This window comes from Ensifer sp. Root954 (assembly GCF_001429005.1).
GTDB classification, from domain to species: Bacteria; Pseudomonadota; Alphaproteobacteria; order Rhizobiales; family Rhizobiaceae; genus Ensifer; species Ensifer adhaerens.
In genome coordinates this window covers 640960-658209 of sequence record NZ_LMJM01000023.1, presented here as the reverse complement: position 1 = coordinate 658209, position 17250 = coordinate 640960, and the positions used below count along the sequence as shown (strand labels likewise).

Here is a 17250-nt window from a genome sequence, read left to right as displayed (position 1 = left end):
TTTACTTCCTCGGTTCGCCGCGGACCTGCTTGGCAATGCGGTCGAGAACGGCATTGACCAGCTTGGGCTCATCATCCGAGAAGAAAGCCTTGGCGATCTCGACATACTCCGTGACGATCACCGGAACCGGCACGTCCTTGCGCTCGAGCATCTCGAATGTGCCCGCGCGCAAGATGGCACGCACGGTGGAATCGAGGCGCGACAGAGCCCAGTCGTCCTGGAGGGCCGAGCCGATCAGCGGATCAAGCTTGCGCTGGTCGCGCACGACACCGGCGACAATCGACCGGAACCAGGAGGCGTCAGCCTTCAGGTAGGTGTCGCCGTCGACATCCTGTCCGAGGCGATGCGCTTCGTATTCAGCAACCACTTCGAGGACACCGGTGCCGCCGATGTCCATCTGATAGAGCGCCTGCACCGCAGCGAGGCGTGCTGCACCGCGCTGGTTGACCTGCTTCAGCGGTTGATCCGAGGGGGTTTTCGTCACTTTTCCGTGCCCAATTTCTTCTTAAGTTCAATCATGGTCAGTGCCGCACGCGCAGCAAAGCCACCCTTGTCGCCTTCCGACCGGCGGGCGCGCGCCCAGGCCTGGTCGTCGTTCTCCACCGTCAGGATACCATTGCCGATCGCAAGGCTCTCGCTGACGGCGAGGTCCATGATCGCGCGCGAAGACTCGTTCGCGACGATGTCAAAATGGTAGGTTTCGCCGCGAATGACCATGCCAAGGGCCACGAAACCATCATATTCGGTGCCGCCCTCGTCGGCGCCGTCGAGTGCCATGGCAATCGCCGGCGGGATTTCGAGCGCACCCGGAACCGTCACGATATCATAGGTGGCCCCGGCTGCGTCCAGCGCATGCTTGGCGCCGTCGAGCAATGCATCGGCCATATCGTCATAGAAACGCGCTTCCACAATCAGGATGTGGGCTGCCGTGGTCTCTGCCATGGATCACCTGTCTTTGAGAGTTCCGCGCCGGATGCGACCGGCTGAGGCGGCGGTAAAACCACGCCCGGCGCCGAATGGCAAGCAAATTCCGCCGCAGACGGCCTTTTGCCGCGTTTACAGGGCCGCAACATGCGGCCGTTGCCGCTGCAAAATGCCAATGCCGTGGGTCTTGCGCGGCCGCGTTGTTGGCTCCAAGTTCGAAGCCGTCGATATCAAGCTGGATTTTTCGTATGCCCGAAATCGGTTCGACCAACATCGTCCTGCCCATGAAACCTCTTGGCGTCGTCTTCGACATGGACGGATTGCTCTTCGACACCGAAGCGCTCTACCGCGACGCGATGATCCAGACAGCGGCAGCGCTCGGTCACAACATGCCTGTCTCCCTTTATCTCGATACGATCGGGCTTTCGGCCGAGGCGACACGCATGTTGCTTCGCGGTCGTTTCGGCGATGCCTTCGACCTCGCTCAGTTCTGGGAGCGTGCCTCGGCGCAATTTGCGACAATGGCGACGACCGAGCTGCGGCTGAAGCCTGGCGTCGTCGATCTCCTCGACCTGCTTGACGGCATGGGCCTGCCGTTTGCGATTGCCACCTCGTCACAACATCACGACGTCCAGCGCAATCTCGACCGGCACGGATTGCGCGACCGCTTCCCGACGGTCGTTGCCTATGGCGACTACGATCATGGCAAGCCGCACCCGGCCCCCTTCCTGACGGCTGCAAGTCGGCTCGGTATCGCGCCGCAGTATTGCCTCGCTCTCGAAGACAGCCACAACGGCGTGCGTTCGGCTTCGTCTGCCGGCATGATGACGGTCATGGTGCCCGATCTCCTGCCACCGACCGAAGAAATGAAAACCCTTTGCGTTGGGATCGCCAGGTGTCTTCACGAGGTCGCCACGGCGCTGATCGGCAGACGAACGTGACCGCGCAGCTCGGCGTTAAACCAACGCGCGATAGCGCCCATATGCTTTCGCCAATGGATTGCAACACTAGGATGTATTCCTGTAACCATCGTCGCTAATTTTAGCGATCGCAGGTTGACGACGGGACGAACGCGCGACACGGATAGAACGTATTAGCGTTGCCGCGACAACGGTACGCGAGGGAGGAACATGTGACCGATACGAAAAAGCCGATCGTTACTCCCAAATACCTAGAACTCGACCACTGGACGCAAGGCACCTTTTTCGAATCCCGCGACGCCGCCTTCGGCGCGCTACTCGGCCTCAAGGATCTGGGCATCGGCTACGGTGAAGTACCGCCGGGCAAGTCCGGCTGCCCGTTCCACAATCATCACGTCGAAGAAGAACTTTTCATCATCATCGAAGGCGAAGGCACGTATCGCTTCGGCAGCGAGCGATATCCGGTCGGCCCCGGCGACATTCTGGGCGCCCCTGCGGGTGGACCGGAAACGGCCCACCACCTGATCAACACCGGCTCGGTGCCGCTCAAGTACCTTTCCATCTCGACCAAGGCGGCCACGGAAATCTGCGAGTATCCGGACTCCGGCAAATTCCTTGCCAGGACGCGTGGTTCCGATGGCCAAAGACGCTTCCTTTTCACCGGCCGTCCGGAAAGCGATGTCGACTACTGGGACGGCGAGCCCGGCGCCTGATTTCATCACAGCTTAGGATCGAATATGCATAGCGTTCCCATTATCGAGACCGACCGCCTCATCCTGCGCCCCTACCGCCGTGACGATTTCCCCGCCTATTCCGCGCTGTTCGGCGATGCCGAGGTGATCCGCTATGTCGGCGGGGTGCCGTTTACGCGCGAACAGTCCTGGACGCGGTTCCTGCGCCAGGTCGGCATGTGGCACTATTTCGGCTTCGGCTTCTTTGCCATCCAGGACCGGGAGACCGGGGGTTTTCTCGGCGAGGCCGGCTTCCACGACGTGCACCGCGCCATCACGCCTTCGCTCGAAGGCACGATGGAAACCGGATGGGCATTGTCACCGAAAGCGCACGGCAAGGGGCTGGCGACGGAAGCCGTCAGTGCGGCGCTCAAGTGGGCCGACCACCAGTTTCCGAAGCTGCGCAAGACCTGCATCATCGACGTCGGAAACCGCGCTTCGATCCGGGTCGCGGAGAAGCACGGCTTCAAGGAATTCTGGCGAACGACCTATCACGGCAACCACGTGATCATGTTCGAGCGCCACCAGAAGGCAGCAGCTGCGACAGGCGACCGAAGGGCTCGCGCGCACGCCGAAACATGAACAATTTTTAATTGTTTTCCCGACGCAAGCGCCATGGAAAGGGCCACATTCCGGCCCAGTTTCCTAGTCGTTGGCACGACGCGCCCTCCCCAAGAAGGGAGCAAACGCCGACCAATCAGTCGAAACAGTCCAGCGCCTTTGCTTGCGGGTGACAACGCCCGCAAACGAACCCTGCTGGCCGCCGCAAAGGGCGGTCCTCACCGGCCCGGAAACCCGCAAGGTTCCGCGTTCCCTTAACGGGTCGGTTTGCGCCTTGTTGCCGGCAAACAAAGGAGCATGACCATGAACCGCATAGCCAAGCTTTCCGTCATCGCTGCTCTCTCCGCCTTTTCCTTCGGCGGCGTCTCCTATGCTGCGAGCGCAGCCATGAACTGGCCGGCCGAAATCGACCACACCGTTCGCGATTTCAAGGGCGATCATTTCAACGTCGTCGACGTGGATACGCTGAAGGAATCGAGCCAGACGCGCATGTGGATCAACGAAGCGACGCCGCAACAGATTTCGTCCCTGCACGCGGCCGTCGAAGGCAACAAGCCGCTTGCAGCCAAGCTCAAGGCGCAGAATGTCGAGATGAACAACATTGCCGGCGCCGAACAGGCAGCCGATGGCAGCCTGACCCTCTACGTGCGTTGAGTGTCAACACCTCCCGAAACCAGAACCGCCCCCCAATTGGGGGCGGTTTGCATTCGGCAAAAGAGGAAGTCGGCTTACTCCGGCTTTGGTGCCGGGAATTCGGCGAGGCGCGCCGCATAACGCGCCATGGTGTCCACCTCGAAGTTCACGAAATCGCCGGCCTTGCGCTCACCCCAGGTCGTGACCTCCAGCGAATGGCGGATCAGGAGCACGTCGAACTCGGCGCCGGCGACCTTGTTGACCGTCAGCGACGTGCCGTCGAGCGCGACCGATCCCTTCGGCGCGACGAATTTCGCCAGATGCTCAGGCGCCCGCAGACGAAAGCGCACAGCGTCGCCTTCCGCTTCCACCGACAGAATTTCCGCCTTGTCGTCGACATGGCCGGAAACCAGGTGCCCGCCGAGCTCGTCGCCGATCTTCAGCGAGCGCTCGAGATTGATGCGCGTTCCCTTCGTCCAGCCGGCGATCGTCGTCAGGCGGAGCGCCTCTTCCCAGGCCTCGACCTCGAACCAGCGCTCGTTGCTGCCGGCTTCAGGCAAAGCCGTCACCGTCAAGCACACGCCGGAATGGGCGATCGAGGCGCCCATGTCGATGGTCTTCGGGTCGTAGCTCGTGGCGACACGCAGCTTGATGCCTTCTTTCAGCGGGGTGACGGCGTCGACTGTGCCGATATCGGTAACAATGCCTGTGAACATCAGTTTTCTCTTTCGTATTCCTCGAACAGATCGCCGCCATACCGTGCCTCGGCGACGCGCCGGAAGCCTGCCGGCACGGACTTACGGTCAAATGGGGATGCAATGCCGTTTTCGCCAATGGTCCCCGGTCCGGTGTAGAGCTGGATACGGTCGACCAGATCAGCATCGAGAAAGGCGCGTGCAGCCACAGCACCGCCTTCGACCATCAGCGAGGAGATACCGCGGGAAGCGAGTGCCGCAAGAAGGTCGGCGATCGAGCCGGCTTCGAGCACCTCGACACCGGCGGCCTCCAGGGCCGCCTTGCGTGCTGCTCGGCCGCCATCAACGTCCGCATCCGCATCGCCGGATCCGTCGCTGGAGACCACGATGACGGGGACCTCCCGCGCCGTTAACACCAGTTTGGAGGAAAGCGGCAGGTCGAGCCGGCGGTCGAGAACGATGCGCAACGGCGAACAATGTTCGAGCCCCGGCAAGCGCACGGTCAGTTCCGGATCGTCAGCCGCAGCCGTGCCGATCCCGACCAGAATCGCGTCGGTCTCCGCGCGCAGCATCTGTACCTGCCCGCGCGAAATCGGACCGGTGATGCGCACTTGCCCCTCACCCTTGCGGCCGATCATGCCATCGGCCGAAACCGCAAGCTTGAGAATCACATAGGGTCTCTTGCTGACCTGGCGCATGAGGTAGGCTTCAAGCGCGTGATGCCCTTCCTCGGGGAGAACACCGATATCGACGGTGATGCCAGCATCGCGCAGGCGCACGACGCCACGCCCGGCAACCCGCACGTCCGGATCGAGGATCGAAATCACCACGCGGGATATGCCGGAGGCGACAAGCGCATCGGCGCAAGGCGGCGTCTTGCCGTGATGGGAGCAAGGCTCCAGCGTCACATAGGCCGTAGCACCCCTTGCCTTCGCACCGGCCTCCGTCAGTGCCTGGGTTTCGGCATGCGGGCGGCCGCTCCGCGCGGTTACGGCCCGGCCGACGATAACGCCGTCCTTGACGATCAGGCAGGCGACGGAGGGATTGGTGGATGTCTGTCCGAGATGGTGGCGAGCCAGCCTCAGCGCTGCGGCCATGAACCTCTCGTCTTCACGGTTGGGCGCTGTCATGGCTCTATCCAGCGTAATCTACTCGCCGGGATCGCGCGCGATCTTGGCGCTGATCTCGGTGATGACCTTCTCAAAATCCTCCGCATGGGAGAAATCGCGATAGACCGAAGCGTAGCGCACGAAGGCCACGTCATCGAGGCTCTTCAGCGCTTCGAGCACCTGCAGGCCGATTTCTTCCGAAGGGATCTCGGTCTCGCCGGAGCTTTCAAGGCGACGGACGATACCGGAAACCGCCCGCTCGATGCGGTCGCGATCGACCGGACGCTTGCGCAGCGCAATCTCGAAGGACCGCAGAAGCTTGTCCCGGTCGAAAGGAACCTTCCGACCGGTTTTCTTGATGATCATCAGTTCACGCAACTGCACCCGTTCGAAGGTCGTGAAACGACCTCCGCAATCCGGACAAATCCGGCGGCGGCGAATGGCATTCCCGTCCTCTGCCGGACGGGAATCCTTCACCTGACTGTCTTCAGAACCGCAATAGGGGCAGCGCATGGGCGACCGATCACATGTAGCCGTACATCGGGAAGCGATCGGTCAGCTTGATGACCTTGTCGCGAACGCCGGCTTCGACGGCGGCATTGCCCTCGTCGGAGTTGGCGACCTTCAGGCCGTCAAGAACCTCGACGATCCGCTCGCCGATTTCCTTGAACTCGGCTTCCTTGAAGCCACGGGTCGTGCCGGCCGGCGTGCCGAGACGGACACCCGAGGTGACGAAGGGCTTTTCAGGATCGAAAGGAATGCCGTTCTTGTTGCAGGTGATGAAGGCACGGCCAAGGGCGGCTTCCGCGCGCTTGCCGGTTGCGTTCTTCTTGCGCAGGTCGACGAGCATCAGGTGGTTGTCCGTGCCGCCCGATACGATGTCGAGGCCGTTGGCCTTTAGCGTTTCGGCGAGCGTGCGGGCGTTCTTGACGACCTGAGCCGCATAGTCCTTGAACGACGGCTGCAGCGCTTCGCCGAGTGCCACGGCCTTGGCGGCGATGACGTGCATCAGCGGACCGCCCTGGAGACCCGGGAAGACGGCCGAGTTGATCTTCTTGGCGATATCTTCGTCGTTGGTCAGAATCATGCCGCCGCGCGGGCCGCGGAGCGACTTGTGCGTCGTCGTCGTTGCAACGTGGCAATGCGGGAACGGCGACGGATGCTGGCCACCGGCAACGAGACCGGCGATGTGCGCCATGTCGACCATCAGCCAGGCGCCGACTTCGTCTGCGATCTCGCGGAAGCGCTTCCAGTCCCAGATGCGCGAGTAAGCGGTGCCGCCGGCGATGATCAGCTTCGGCTTGTGCTTGCGCGCCTGCTCGGCGACGTTGTCCATGTCGAGCAGGTGATCGTCTTCACGCACGCCGTAGGATACGACGTTGAACCACTTGCCGGACATGTTGACCGGCGAACCGTGCGTCAGGTGGCCGCCCGAGTTGAGGTCGAGGCCCATGAAGGTGTCACCCGGCTGCAGGAGCGCCAGGAACACGGCCTGGTTCATCTGCGAACCGGAGTTCGGCTGAACGTTGGCGAAGTTGACGCCGAAGAGCTTCTTGGCGCGCTCGATCGCCAACTCCTCGGCGATGTCGACGAACTGGCAGCCGCCGTAGTAGCGCTTGCCCGGGTAGCCCTCGGCATATTTGTTGGTCATGATCGAGCCCTGGGCTTCGAGCACGGCGCGGGAAACGATGTTCTCGGAGGCGATCAGCTCGATCTCGTGGCGCTGGCGACCCAGCTCCTTTTCGATCGCACCGAAGATGTCCGGATCGCTGTCGGCCAGAGAGCGGGTGAAGAAGGCGTCATTCGTCTGTGCAGTCATCGGCGCGAGGCTCCTCTCAAGGGTGGCAGTTCTTTAGCTTCCTCGCACGGCGAGAGCAATATCCGCTGTGCGGTTTGCGTCATTTCCCCCATCTGCCGCGCCGAAATATCGCGGCGCTCAACCCATGAAAAAGCCGCGCTCCCAAGGGAAGCGCGGCTCGAAGAATTCCGTGTCGCAAATTCGCTTATTGCGGCAAGGCGTCCTGGTCGACCGAGCCGGGCGACTGCTCGACGCCATAGGGGGTCTGCAGCGCCAGTTCGGTGGCACCGTCGCGCTGATAGATATCGTCGCGGAACTGCACGACGCCGTCCTTGGCAGACCAGGCGGTGATGTAGGTGAAGAAAACAGGGACTTCCTCGGCGAGCGTGATCGGCGTGTTGACGCCGGTCTTGATTGTCGCCTCGATCTGCTGGCGCGACCAGCCGGGCGTTTCCTTCAGAAGCCAGGTCGAAAGGTCGCGCACGTTCTGTACGCGCACGCAGCCCGACGATTCGAAGCGCATCAGCTTGTTGAACAGGCCCTGCTGCGGCGTGTCGTGCATGTAGACCTGATGCTCGTTGTGGAAGTTGATCTTCGTCGACGACATCGCGTTGATCTTGCCCGGGTCCTGGCGGAACATCAGGTTCGGTGCCTTCTCGGCGTTCCAGTCGACGGTTTCCGGCGACACTTCGCCGCCGCTGCCATCAAACAGGCGGATCGAGTTGCGCGCCAGATAGGTCGGATCCTTACGCATCAGCGGCATGATATCCTTCTGGATGATCGAGCGCGGCGCGGTCCAGTAGGGGTTGAGGATGACCTCGTAAATCTTCGAGTTGAGGATCGGCGACTGGCGGTCGATCTTGCCGACGATCGCCGTGTGGCGCAGCGCCACGCGGCCGTTCTCGACCGCTTCGATGTAGGCCGCAGGGATGTTGACCATCACGTAGCGGCGGCCGAGGTCGCCGGACATCGACTGCAGGCGCACGAGGTTGGTCTGGAGCTGGCCGAGGCGGGTGTTGGCGTCGACGTTGATCGCCTTCAGCGTGTATTCGCCGATGACGCCGTCCGCCGGCAGGCCGTGGCGGGCCTGGAAGCGCTTGACCGCGCCTTCGACGTAGCTGTCGAAGGACGAGGAGATGCCGGCCGAACGCGGCAGGTCGCCGGAAACCATCAGGCGCTGGCGGAGCTGCTGCACGGACGGATCGGTGACGCCGAGTTCAAGCTTGACGCTGGTCTGGACCGACGGCCAGCCGCCCTGGGACACGATGTTCTGATAGTCGAAGATCGCCTGCTGCACATGGGCGATCGTTTCCGGGCCGAAAACCGGCGTGTTCGAAACGACCGTCGTCGCGGTGCGCGATGCCCCTTTCGCGTCAAACTGGTCGTCCCAGGAGCCACGGCGAGGCGAATTGATGATCTCGTTCAGGGCGTCCTGTGCGCTTGCCGCGCCGGCGACTGCCACGGCGCCGAAGGTCGCTGCCGAGCGCAAGAAGGCGCGGCGCGAGAATGCATCAATTCCATTCTTTTTCGACATAATCCTACCATCCCAATGCGTCGGCACGCGCCCTATGCGCTGACACGCACGTTGCCGGAGCCCTAACACGATCGTGGTTAACAAAGGTCAACCAACGAGCCACCCTGCCCTCACATGTCTTCACGATGCCGCGAGTGAGGACCCTCATCCGGCAGGCGAAACGCGAAACGAATCCACACGCAAGAAAACACGTGGGCGCACCTACCGCATGCCGTCGTCGCTGTCATAGCAATATGGCCAATTCGTGTCTGGGCGCGAGCGAACGGCGACATGGCATGCCTTTTGCTTTTCGCTGGACGCGACTGGGTTGCAGCCGAACCGGAAACGGCAACATTCTGATTTACTAATGTTTTTGGTTTGAAAAATCACGCGAACGCGAGGAAAGCGTGCCGCAGCGGTGCAGCTTTTCGGCAACAGAACGGGGTGCCGCAAATGGCAAAGGTCGGACACGCAGGGATTGCGCCCGACCCTTGAACTGGAGGTTTTGGCCTGATTACAGGCGATACATGATCGAGTCGTTCCAGAAGCGATCGAGGCGCTGCAAGAGCTTGTTCATCTGGGTGAACTCGTCCGAGCCGATGCCGCCGACCTTCTGGATCGAGCCGACGTGGCGCTCGTAGAGTTTGGCAACGGTTTCGGCGATTTCCTGGCCGTCTTCCGTCAGGCTGATGCGGACCGAGCGGCGGTCGACGCGGGAGCGCTGGTGGTTGATCAGGCCGAGATCGACGAGCTTCTTGACGTTGTAGGAGACGTTCGAGCCGAGGTAGTAGCCGCGGGAGCGAAGTTCGCCGGCGGTCAGTTCCGAGTTGCCGATGTTGAAGAGCAACAGGGCCTGAACGGCGTTGACGTCGCTGCGACCTTCGCGGTCGAACTCGTCCTTGATGACGTCGAGCAGGCGGCGGTGCAGACGCTCGACGAGGTGAAGGGATTCCATATAGAGACCGCGGATGGTTTCTTCCTGGGGGTCTCGGGGCTGAACTGCCTGCGGCTTCATCTTGGTGTTCATTTGACTGCCTCACTGTTTTGTTTGGCGGTGTCTGTTTGTCTTCCCGCCTTGAGTGAGACCCTATCGAATACGTCTAAAATTCTACTTAAACCGCAGCCTTAACAAGAGCTTGCCATTTGGCGACCCTGTCTCAGGGTGAATCAACTCTTACCTGCCTGGCGAGCCGCCAGCGCTGGTAAAAGATCGCCGCGCGGAAAAGAACGAAGGTAACGGCAACCGCCGCATGCAGCACGACCAGCAGCGGACGGCCGCCGAAACTAGCCGGATAGAACTCGTACATCACGATCTCGATGGCTGCCGCAACCACCCAGACGACCGGCCCCCAGGAGACGAGCAGCCACAGGCCGAGGGCGGCGACCGGATAGATGACGGCAAGTGCGGTTGCGGCCGCCCGCCACTCCGGCGTCAGGAGATCGAAGCGTCCGGCGCCGCCATGGGAAAACCCGATCAGCATGGCCCAGTAGTTCAGCGCGAACCAGATGCATGAGGCGGAGACCAGACGCAGAAAGAGACCGAAGAGCATCTCGGTCAGCGACGGTTTCGGCACATGGGCAGAATCATGAAGCATGGCCGGCAAGATAGGGCGGGTCTTTGCCATCCGCCAGCGGCATCGCGCCGTCCCCTCCCCCATGGCTCCTCTTAAAGAGAAGAAATGCCGCAGCCCGTTCGCCGGCCGCGCGGTTCCCAATGGCGGCCAGCCCATGATAAAGCGCTTGGCTATCGACGATTTTCACGGGAAAGGCGCGGCGCGATGAACGACAGGACAAATCTTGTGGACAGGGTCACCGGCCATCGCCGCATGCGCCGCAACCGCAAGGCCGACTGGACGCGCCGGCTGGTGCAGGAAAACCGCCTGACCGTCGACGACCTGATCTGGCCGATCTTCATCGTGCCGGGCGAGAACATCATCCAGCCGATCGACGCGATGCCGGGCGTCAACCGCATGAGCATCGACAAGGCGGTCGAAGCGGTGAAGGAAGCGGCCGGTCTCGGCATCCCGGCGATCGCCACCTTCCCCAACATCGACCTGTCTCTGCGCGACGATACCGGCTCCAACAGTCTTGCCACCGACAACCTGATCAACCAGGCGACCCGCGCCTTCAAGAAAGCCGTGCCTGAGATCGGCATCATCACCGACGTCGCGCTCGACCCCTTCACCAGCCACGGCCATGACGGCATCCTGCGCAATGGCGAGATCGTCAACGACGAGACGGTCGAGACGATCGCAAGGGCGGCCATCGCCCAGGCGGACGCCGGCTCCGATATCATCGCCCCCTCCGACATGATGGACGGACGCATCGGCGCCATCCGCCAGGCGCTCGACGCTCACGGCCACCAGAATGTCGGCATCATGTCCTATGCGACGAAGTTCGCCTCCGGCTTCTACGGTCCCTATCGCGAGGCGATCGGCACCGGCGGCCTTTTGAAGGGCGACAAGAAGACCTATTACATCGACCCGGCCAACGGCACCGAAGCGATCCGCGACGCAGCCCTCGACGTCGAGGAAGGCGCCGACATGCTGATGGTGAAGCCAGGTCTGCCCTATCTCGATATCTGCTGGCGGATGAAGGAAGCCTTCGGCCTGCCGGTCTTTGCCTATCAGGTGTCCGGCGAGTATTCGCAGGTGAAGGCGGCGGCTGCCAACGGCTGGATCGATGGCGAGAAGGTGATGCTCGAAACGCTGCTCGCCTTCAAGCGCGCCGGCTGCGACGGCATCCTCAGCTACTTCGCGGTCGAAGTGGCCCGCATTCTCGCCAAAGGCCGCTGAAACGCACCGCTTGATCCCGGCTCCGATCCTTGTTTTGCAGGGAATGCCATCCCATATCCTTGCTGCAACCAAACGAGGCTTTTGACCGATGACCATGCACAACGAAGAACTGAGGCTGCCGAGCAATGACTGGCGCGCCTATCAGGGCGTGCTGTCGCGACGCGTCTTTGCCTTTCTGCTCGATTACGCGATCATCGCGCTCCTCTGGATCCCCGCGGCGGTCGTCGTCTTCTTCCTCGGCATCTTGACGCTCGGCCTCGGCTTCATGCTTTATCCGGCGCTCTTTGCGATCGTCGCCATGCTCTATTTCGGCCTGACGGTCGGTGGCCGCGAACAGGCCTCTCCCGGTATGCGCTTGATGGGCCTGGCGATTGCTCGAACTGATGGACGCCCGATGGACTTCCTGACGGCGATCGTCCACCTCGTCATCTTCTGGATCGCCAACGCGCTGCTGACGCCGCTGATCCTGCTGATCGGCCTTTTCACCGACCGCAGCCGCCTGCTGCACGACCTGCTGATCGGTACCGTCACGGTGCGCCGCGACATGTATTGAAACCGGCGCAGGCATAGAGCTGAAAGCGTAAGGCGGTGTTTTCCGCCTCACCGCCGCCACCTATTGTGGTCACCACTAAAATATCGGCCGGCGCAGGCGGAAGCGGCAAACGAGTGAGTTGACGTTTTCCATTCTTGCGCCATGCTACTGTCATGAACCACAGCGCGAAGAGTGACCTCCGCACTCGATGAACACACAGACCGCACCGTCTCCGCAATTTTATCTGACTGCGCCGGCAGCCTGCCCTTATCTGCCGAACGAGATGGAGCGGAAGGTTTTCACCCACATGGTGGGCGAGCGCGCGCCCGAGCTCAATGATCTCCTGACGCAAGGCGGCTTCCGACGCTCGCAGAACATCGCCTATCGCCCGGCTTGCGAGACCTGCCGCGCCTGTATTTCGGTGCGCATCCTCGCCAACGAGTTCAAGCCCACCCGTTCCATGCGCCGGGTGCTTGCCGCCAATCACGACGTGATCTCGGCGGAATATCCGGCCGAGCCGTCGAGCGAACAGTACAACCTCTTCCGCCGATACCTCGACCGACGCCACCAGAAGGGCGGCATGTCGGACATGTCGGTGCTCGACTATGCGATGATGGTCGAGGACACCCATGTCCACACCAAGATCATCGAGTATCGCCTGAGGGTCGAAGGTGACGGCGTCAGCGAGAAGGCACGCGGGCCGCTGATCGCTGCGGCGCTCACCGACCGCATGGGCGACGGACTGTCGATGGTCTACTCCTTCTTCGACCCGACGCAGGAAGAGCGGTCGCTCGGCACCTTCATGATTCTCGATCACATTCGCCGCGCCCGGGAGCGCGGCCTTCCCCACGTCTATCTCGGCTACTGGGTGAAAGGCTCGCGCAAGATGGGATATAAAACAAAGTTTTTGCCGCAAGAGCACCTCATGGCCCGTGGCTGGGAGCGCTATGAAGGCGGAGACACCACCCTGGAAGCCGCTCCTACGAAAACGGGTTAGAAATTGAGTTCATCTTCCGATGCCGCGATGCACCGGCGCGGCCTTGCCATCACCGGCCTCGGCGGCCTTGCCCTCTCCTTCGACATTCCGCTCATCCGATCCGCCGGCGGCGACGTCTGGTCGCTGCTCGCCGTGCGCAGCCTGTCGACTTTCGTGATCGCGCTCGGCGCCTGGTTCGTACTCAACCGGGTGCTCGGCCGGAAGATTTCGCTGCTGCCGGGCAAGACCGGCCTTTTGGTCGGCGTCTTCTACGGAATCAATTCCTGCACGTTCCTGCTCGCCGTCTTCAACACCTCGACGGCGAATGTGGTCTTCATCCTCGCCTTCACCTCGATGTTTGCCGCCATCCTCTCCTGGATCTTTCTGAAGGAAAGGCCATCGAACGCGACGCTCGTGACCATGCTGGTCATGGTGCTCGGCGTCGGGCTGATCGTCCAGGACGGACTGGAAAGCGGTCACCTCTTCGGCGACGCCATGGCGGCATCCTCCGCCTTTCTGCTGGCAAGCGCGATTACGATCAGCCGTGCGAGCAAGCGCGACATGGCGCTGGTGCCGCTGGTGACGGCGATCTTCCCGGCGGCCGTCGCTCTCCTGATGCTGCCGGCCGGCGGCTTCACGATCGCCGCCCCCGGCTACATCCTCTTCAACGGCCTGGTTATGATCCCGCTCGCCTTCTTCTGCCTTGCGACCGGGCCGCGTTATCTCTCAGCCCCGGAAGTGGGCATGTTCTATCTGCTAGAGACTATTCTCGCGCCGATCTGGGTCTGGATGGTCTTCGCTGAAACGCCGACAACGCAGACGCTGATCGGCGGCTCGATTCTCGTCTTCGCGCTGATCGGCCATTCGCTTTGGCAGTTGCGCAGCCGCTCGCTGAGAGCGGCCGTTGCCTGCGCCGAGTAACGCTGTTCAAGACTTGTCGTCGCGCTGACCGCTGGGCCGCGGACGACGCTGCTTGTGGTCGACGCCCCGATCGCGCACCGGCAGCGGCTCCTGCGGCTGTCCCAGCGAAGCCGGGCGGACGCCGGGCATCTCTACGCGCATGACCCACAGTTCGCGGTTGGTGTTGATCCAGGTGGCCGCGACGCTCAACGGCGCCGGATTGCCGATCAAGGCGTCGCCGTCGCGCCGTTTGAGGCGGGTGACGAGGCCTGCAGCCTCCAGGAGCGCGATGTGCGTCTCCAGCTCTTCGCGGGTTACCGCGACGGCTACGGCAATATCGGCGACGCGCGCCTCACCGGCAAAAAGGATCTCGAACATCCGGCGGCGGACCGGGTGGGCAAGGGCCAGCAGGACGTCATCAAGGGCTGTGGCATTCGGCATCGCTGTCATCCCTGTTGGACGCGCAGTGATCCATTATAGCCTTCCGGCTTACAAGCGCCAGTTGCGCCTGCGTTTCATTTGGATTTCCAATGATTTAAGAGATTGCGCCAAACTGCGCCAAAACGAAACAGGAGCCACGCGGCCTCTCGACCGCATGGCTCTCCTTATCCCGGTCAGCCGCTGAACTTGCCGCTGCGCGGGAAGCCCTTCGGAACGACGCGGCCGGCAGAAGCACGGTCGCCCTGCCATTCGATCAGTTCGTCCTTGGTCTTGGTAAAGACCCGGCCGGCGCTGTCTTCCCAGACGAGACCGTCGGCGATCGTGAAGCAGCGAATGTCGGAGATGCCGCCATCCTTGTAACGCTGCAGCCGCACGCCCTTGCCGCGCGCCATCTCGGGGATCTGGACGAGCGGGAAGACGACCAGCTTGCGGTTTTCGCCGACGACGGCCACGTGATCGCCCTTGACCGGAACGACCAGCTTCGCTTCGTCGCTGGCCGAGACGTTCATCACCTGCTTGCCCTTGCGGGTATTGGCGACGATATCGCTTTCGGTGACGACGAAGCCGTTGCCGGCAACCGAGGCGACGATGAGCTTGCGCGCCGGGTCGTGAACGAAGGCCGTCAGGACGTCCTGATCGGTCTCCATGTCGACGATGATGCGCAGCGGCTCGCCATGGCCGCGACCGCCGGGCAGCTTGTCGCCGCCGAGCGTATAGACCTTGCCGCCTGTCGTGAAGACGAGAATCTTGTCGGTCGTCTGCGCCGGGAACGCCACCTTCAGCGCGTCACCCTCCTTGAACTGGAGCGAAGACGTGTCGGAGATGTGGCCCTTCAGCGCGCGGATCCAGCCCTTCTCAGAGATGACGACGGTGATCGGTTCCTTCTCGATCATCGCCTGCTGGATCGCCTCTACGTCGGCTTCCGGCGCATCGGCAAAGGTGCTGCGGCGCTTGCCGATCTCGGTCGCCTTGGCAAACTTCTTTTTGACTTCGCCGATTTCCCAGGCGACGGTCTGCCATTGCTTTTCGTCGGAGGCGAGCAACGCCTCGATCTCGGCCTTCTCCTTCGAGAGCGCATCGAACTCGGTGCGGATCTCGAATTCCTCGAGCTTGCGCAAGGAGCGCAGGCGCATGTTAAGGATCGACTCGGCCTGGAGATCGGTGAGCGAGAATCGCTCCATCATCACTGTCTTCGGCTCATCCTCTTCGCGGATGATGCGAATGACTTCGTCGATGTTCAGATAGGCGACGAGGTAGCCGCCGAGGATTTCGAGCCGGCGGTCGATCGCGGCCAGCCGGTGGCGCGATCGGCGCTGCAGCACTTCGCGGCGATGCGCCAGCCATTCCGACAGCACTTCGTTCAGCGCCATGACGCGCGGCACGCGTCCGAGCGACAGCACGTTCATGTTGAGTGGGATGCGGCTTTCGAGCTCGGTCAGCTTGAACAGCGATTCCATCAAGATTCCGGCATCGACCGAACGGGTCTTCGGCACGAGGACGATGCGGATGTCTTCGGCCGATTCGTCGCGGATGTCTTCGAGCAGCGGCAGCTTGCGGGCGACCAGGAGCTCGGCAATCTTTTCGATCAGTCGGGACTTCTGCACCTGATAGGGGATTTCGGTGACGACGATCTGGTAGCCGCCGCGCCCAAGTTCTTCCTGCGCCCAGCGGGCACGAACACGGAAACCGCCGCGGCCGGTGCGGTAGGATTCGGCCATGCTTTCCCGGCCTTCGACGATCACGCCGCCGGTCGGGAAGTCGGGCCCTTCGATGCCGCCCTTTTGCGGGTTGGCCGGATCGTAAAGCAGATCCTCGACGGTCGCGTCGGGATGGCGGATGAGATGCAGCGCCGCGTCGCAAAGTTCATGCGCGTTGTGCGGCGGGATCGAGGTGGCCATGCCGACGGCGATGCCGGTCGCGCCGTTTGCGAGCAGGTTCGGGAAAGCGCCGGGGAGCACGGTCGGCTCCTGGTCTTCCTCGTTGTAGGTCGGGCGGAAATCCACCGCGTCCTGGTCGATGCCTTCCAGGAGCAGCGAGCAGACGTCCGTCATCTTCGCTTCGGTGTAACGCATCGCCGCGGCGTTATCGCCGTCGATGTTGCCGAAGTTGCCCTGGCCGTCGACCAGCGGATAGCGGATCGCGAATTCCTGCGACAGGCGCACCAGCGCGTCATAGATCGACGCGTCGCCGTGCGGGTGGAACTTACCCATCACGTCGCCGACGATACGCGCGCATTTCTTGAACGAGGAGTTGGGGCGCAGCCCCATCTCGCTCATCGCATGCACGATACGACGATGCACGGGCTTCAGCCCGTCTCGGACGTCCGGAAGTGCGCGGTGCATGATGGTCGACAAGGCATAGGCGAGGTAACGCTCTTCCAGCGCCGCCTTGAGGTCAACCGGCTGAATGTGATCGTCCCCGCCTGACGGGGGATTGAGGCTTTGTCCCATAGGTTCTTGCTAGCGCAACAAACCCGGAACGGCAAGGTTTTCAGGGCTTGCGCTTGTGGAGAACCCCCTCGCCCCAAATAACCGGCTCTCGCACCGATCCGCTTGCCCCGGCGCAATGTTCGTGCAACGGTCGCGCCGCTATGCGTCGGAGGCTGCCGACAGGTAACGTCCCGGAAAGCATGCCCGAGCAGGAACATGTGCGGTTCGCCCAAGCGAATATAATTTCGCCCTGTTTCGTAATAGCTTCGGCTGGAGTTGATTTGGACGATTTG

Annotated in this window: 19 protein-coding genes and 1 pseudogene; 9 read left to right on the top strand and 11 right to left on the bottom strand. The window is 62.3% G+C overall.

The genetic code is table 11. The features are described 5' to 3' along the window. Position 1: 1 nt before the first annotated feature. Both nusB and ribH read right to left on the bottom strand, forming a co-directional pair. Entirely contained in the window at positions 2-484 is a 483-nt protein-coding gene (gene nusB, locus ASE71_RS17225) for a transcription antitermination factor NusB (protein ID WP_034803740.1), read from the bottom strand. Beyond that, entirely contained in the window at positions 481-942 is a 462-nt protein-coding gene (gene ribH, locus ASE71_RS17220) for a 6,7-dimethyl-8-ribityllumazine synthase (protein WP_034803742.1), read from the bottom strand. The genes nusB and ribH overlap by 4 nt, the downstream gene beginning before the upstream one ends. Positions 943-1172: 230 nt before the next feature. On the opposite strand from ribH, the gene ASE71_RS17215 reads away from it, so the two are divergent. The 4 genes from ASE71_RS17215 (at position 1173) to ASE71_RS17200 (ending at position 3790) form a co-directional block, all read left to right on the top strand. After that, complete coding sequence (locus ASE71_RS17215; protein WP_060522167.1) at positions 1173-1865, top strand: HAD family hydrolase; 693 nt, start codon at positions 1173-1175, stop codon at positions 1863-1865. A 191-nt stretch (positions 1866-2056) separates the two neighbouring features. Next, positions 2057-2557 (top strand): cupin domain-containing protein, encoded by a 501-nt coding sequence (locus ASE71_RS17210; protein WP_060522166.1) that lies wholly within the window; start codon positions 2057-2059, stop codon positions 2555-2557. 24 nt (positions 2558-2581) lie between these two features. Beyond that, entirely contained in the window at positions 2582-3157 is a 576-nt protein-coding gene (locus tag ASE71_RS17205) for a GNAT family N-acetyltransferase (RefSeq protein ID WP_051659660.1), read from the top strand. 282 nt (positions 3158-3439) lie between these two features. Then, a complete protein-coding gene (locus ASE71_RS17200; protein ID WP_060522165.1) occupies positions 3440-3790 on the top strand; it encodes a hypothetical protein in 351 nt (116 codons plus the stop codon). A gap of 74 nt (positions 3791-3864) precedes the next feature. On the opposite strand, the gene ASE71_RS17195 is transcribed toward ASE71_RS17200, so the two are convergent. The 7 genes from ASE71_RS17195 to ASE71_RS17165 form a co-directional block, all read right to left on the bottom strand. Then, positions 3865-4485, bottom strand: coding sequence for a riboflavin synthase (locus ASE71_RS17195; protein ID WP_060522164.1), 621 nt, complete (start codon positions 4483-4485; stop codon positions 3865-3867). Beyond that, positions 4485-5594, bottom strand: a complete 1110-nt coding sequence (gene ribD, locus ASE71_RS17190; protein ID WP_034803754.1) for a bifunctional diaminohydroxyphosphoribosylaminopyrimidine deaminase/5-amino-6-(5-phosphoribosylamino)uracil reductase RibD — start codon at positions 5592-5594, stop codon at positions 4485-4487. The genes ASE71_RS17195 and ribD overlap by 1 nt, the downstream gene beginning before the upstream one ends. An 18-nt stretch (positions 5595-5612) precedes the next feature. Further along, entirely contained in the window at positions 5613-6086 is a 474-nt protein-coding gene (nrdR, locus tag ASE71_RS17185) for a transcriptional regulator NrdR (protein WP_034803756.1), read from the bottom strand. Positions 6087-6096: 10 nt separating this feature from the next. After that, positions 6097-7392, bottom strand: coding sequence for a serine hydroxymethyltransferase (glyA, locus tag ASE71_RS17180; RefSeq protein ID WP_034803759.1), 1296 nt, complete (start codon positions 7390-7392; stop codon positions 6097-6099). Between the two features lie 184 nt (positions 7393-7576). After that, entirely contained in the window at positions 7577-8905 is a 1329-nt protein-coding gene (locus ASE71_RS17175) for a L,D-transpeptidase family protein (RefSeq protein ID WP_034803761.1), read from the bottom strand. A 493-nt stretch (positions 8906-9398) separates the two neighbouring features. Continuing rightward, positions 9399-9911, bottom strand: a complete 513-nt coding sequence (gene ldtR, locus ASE71_RS17170; RefSeq protein WP_034803764.1) for a transcriptional regulator LdtR — start codon at positions 9909-9911, stop codon at positions 9399-9401. Between the two features lie 130 nt (positions 9912-10041). After that, entirely contained in the window at positions 10042-10479 is a 438-nt protein-coding gene (locus ASE71_RS17165; RefSeq protein WP_060522163.1) for a DUF6163 family protein, read from the bottom strand. On the opposite strand from ASE71_RS17165, the gene ASE71_RS17160 reads away from it, so the two are divergent. From ASE71_RS17160 to ASE71_RS17140, 5 genes are all read left to right on the top strand, one after another. Continuing rightward, a complete protein-coding gene (locus tag ASE71_RS17160) occupies positions 10478-10666 on the top strand; it encodes a hypothetical protein (protein ID WP_060522162.1) in 189 nt (62 codons plus the stop codon). The genes ASE71_RS17165 and ASE71_RS17160 overlap by 2 nt on opposite strands. Then, on the top strand, positions 10663-11679 hold the full coding sequence (gene hemB / locus ASE71_RS17155; RefSeq protein ID WP_060522161.1) for a porphobilinogen synthase: 1017 nt from the start codon (positions 10663-10665) through the stop codon (positions 11677-11679). The genes ASE71_RS17160 and hemB overlap by 4 nt, the downstream gene beginning before the upstream one ends. Positions 11680-11767: 88 nt before the next feature. After that, positions 11768-12232, top strand: coding sequence for an RDD family protein (locus tag ASE71_RS17150; protein WP_034803777.1), 465 nt, complete (start codon positions 11768-11770; stop codon positions 12230-12232). A gap of 187 nt (positions 12233-12419) precedes the next feature. Continuing rightward, entirely contained in the window at positions 12420-13208 is a 789-nt protein-coding gene (locus ASE71_RS17145) for an arginyltransferase (RefSeq protein ID WP_034803779.1), read from the top strand. 3 nt (positions 13209-13211) lie between these two features. After that, the gene (locus ASE71_RS17140; RefSeq protein ID WP_060522160.1) at positions 13212-14108 is read left to right on the top strand and encodes a DMT family transporter; all 897 of its coding nucleotides are present in this window, start codon (positions 13212-13214) and stop codon (positions 14106-14108) included. 126 nt (positions 14109-14234) lie between these two features. Here ASE71_RS17140 and ASE71_RS17135 read toward each other — a convergent pair. Then, positions 14235-14528, bottom strand: a pseudogene (locus tag ASE71_RS17135) (transcriptional regulator); the annotation flags it as partial. Between the two features lie 173 nt (positions 14529-14701). After that, the gene (gene parC / locus ASE71_RS17130; protein WP_060522159.1) at positions 14702-16978 is read right to left on the bottom strand and encodes a DNA topoisomerase IV subunit A; all 2277 of its coding nucleotides are present in this window, start codon (positions 16976-16978) and stop codon (positions 14702-14704) included. Positions 16979-17250 lie beyond the last annotated feature (272 nt).

What these genes read in the sequence shown, in the direction of transcription:
- hemB (WP_060522161.1), top strand. Translation starts at nt 10,663, where the DNA reads ATGAACGACAGGACAAATCTTGTGGACAGGGTCACCGGCCATCGCCGC.
- ASE71_RS17215 (WP_060522167.1), top strand. Translation starts at nt 1,173, where the DNA reads ATGCCCGAAATCGGTTCGACCAACATCGTCCTGCCCATGAAACCTCTT.
- glyA (WP_034803759.1), bottom strand. Translation starts at nt 7,392, where the DNA reads ATGACTGCACAGACGAATGACGCCTTCTTCACCCGCTCTCTGGCCGAC.
- ASE71_RS17200 (WP_060522165.1), top strand. Translation starts at nt 3,440, where the DNA reads ATGAACCGCATAGCCAAGCTTTCCGTCATCGCTGCTCTCTCCGCCTTT.
- ASE71_RS17205 (WP_051659660.1), top strand. Translation starts at nt 2,582, where the DNA reads ATGCATAGCGTTCCCATTATCGAGACCGACCGCCTCATCCTGCGCCCC.
- ldtR (WP_034803764.1), bottom strand. Translation starts at nt 9,911, where the DNA reads ATGAACACCAAGATGAAGCCGCAGGCAGTTCAGCCCCGAGACCCCCAG.
- ribH (WP_034803742.1), bottom strand. Translation starts at nt 942, where the DNA reads ATGGCAGAGACCACGGCAGCCCACATCCTGATTGTGGAAGCGCGTTTC.
- ASE71_RS17195 (WP_060522164.1), bottom strand. Translation starts at nt 4,485, where the DNA reads ATGTTCACAGGCATTGTTACCGATATCGGCACAGTCGACGCCGTCACC.
- parC (WP_060522159.1), bottom strand. Translation starts at nt 16,978, where the DNA reads ATGGGACAAAGCCTCAATCCCCCGTCAGGCGGGGACGATCACATTCAG.
- ribD (WP_034803754.1), bottom strand. Translation starts at nt 5,594, where the DNA reads ATGACAGCGCCCAACCGTGAAGACGAGAGGTTCATGGCCGCAGCGCTG.
- ASE71_RS17165 (WP_060522163.1), bottom strand. Translation starts at nt 10,479, where the DNA reads ATGCTTCATGATTCTGCCCATGTGCCGAAACCGTCGCTGACCGAGATG.
- ASE71_RS17145 (WP_034803779.1), top strand. Translation starts at nt 12,420, where the DNA reads ATGAACACACAGACCGCACCGTCTCCGCAATTTTATCTGACTGCGCCG.
- nrdR (WP_034803756.1), bottom strand. Translation starts at nt 6,086, where the DNA reads ATGCGCTGCCCCTATTGCGGTTCTGAAGACAGTCAGGTGAAGGATTCC.
- ASE71_RS17150 (WP_034803777.1), top strand. Translation starts at nt 11,768, where the DNA reads ATGACCATGCACAACGAAGAACTGAGGCTGCCGAGCAATGACTGGCGC.
- ASE71_RS17175 (WP_034803761.1), bottom strand. Translation starts at nt 8,905, where the DNA reads ATGTCGAAAAAGAATGGAATTGATGCATTCTCGCGCCGCGCCTTCTTG.
- ASE71_RS17160 (WP_060522162.1), top strand. Translation starts at nt 10,478, where the DNA reads ATGGCCGGCAAGATAGGGCGGGTCTTTGCCATCCGCCAGCGGCATCGC.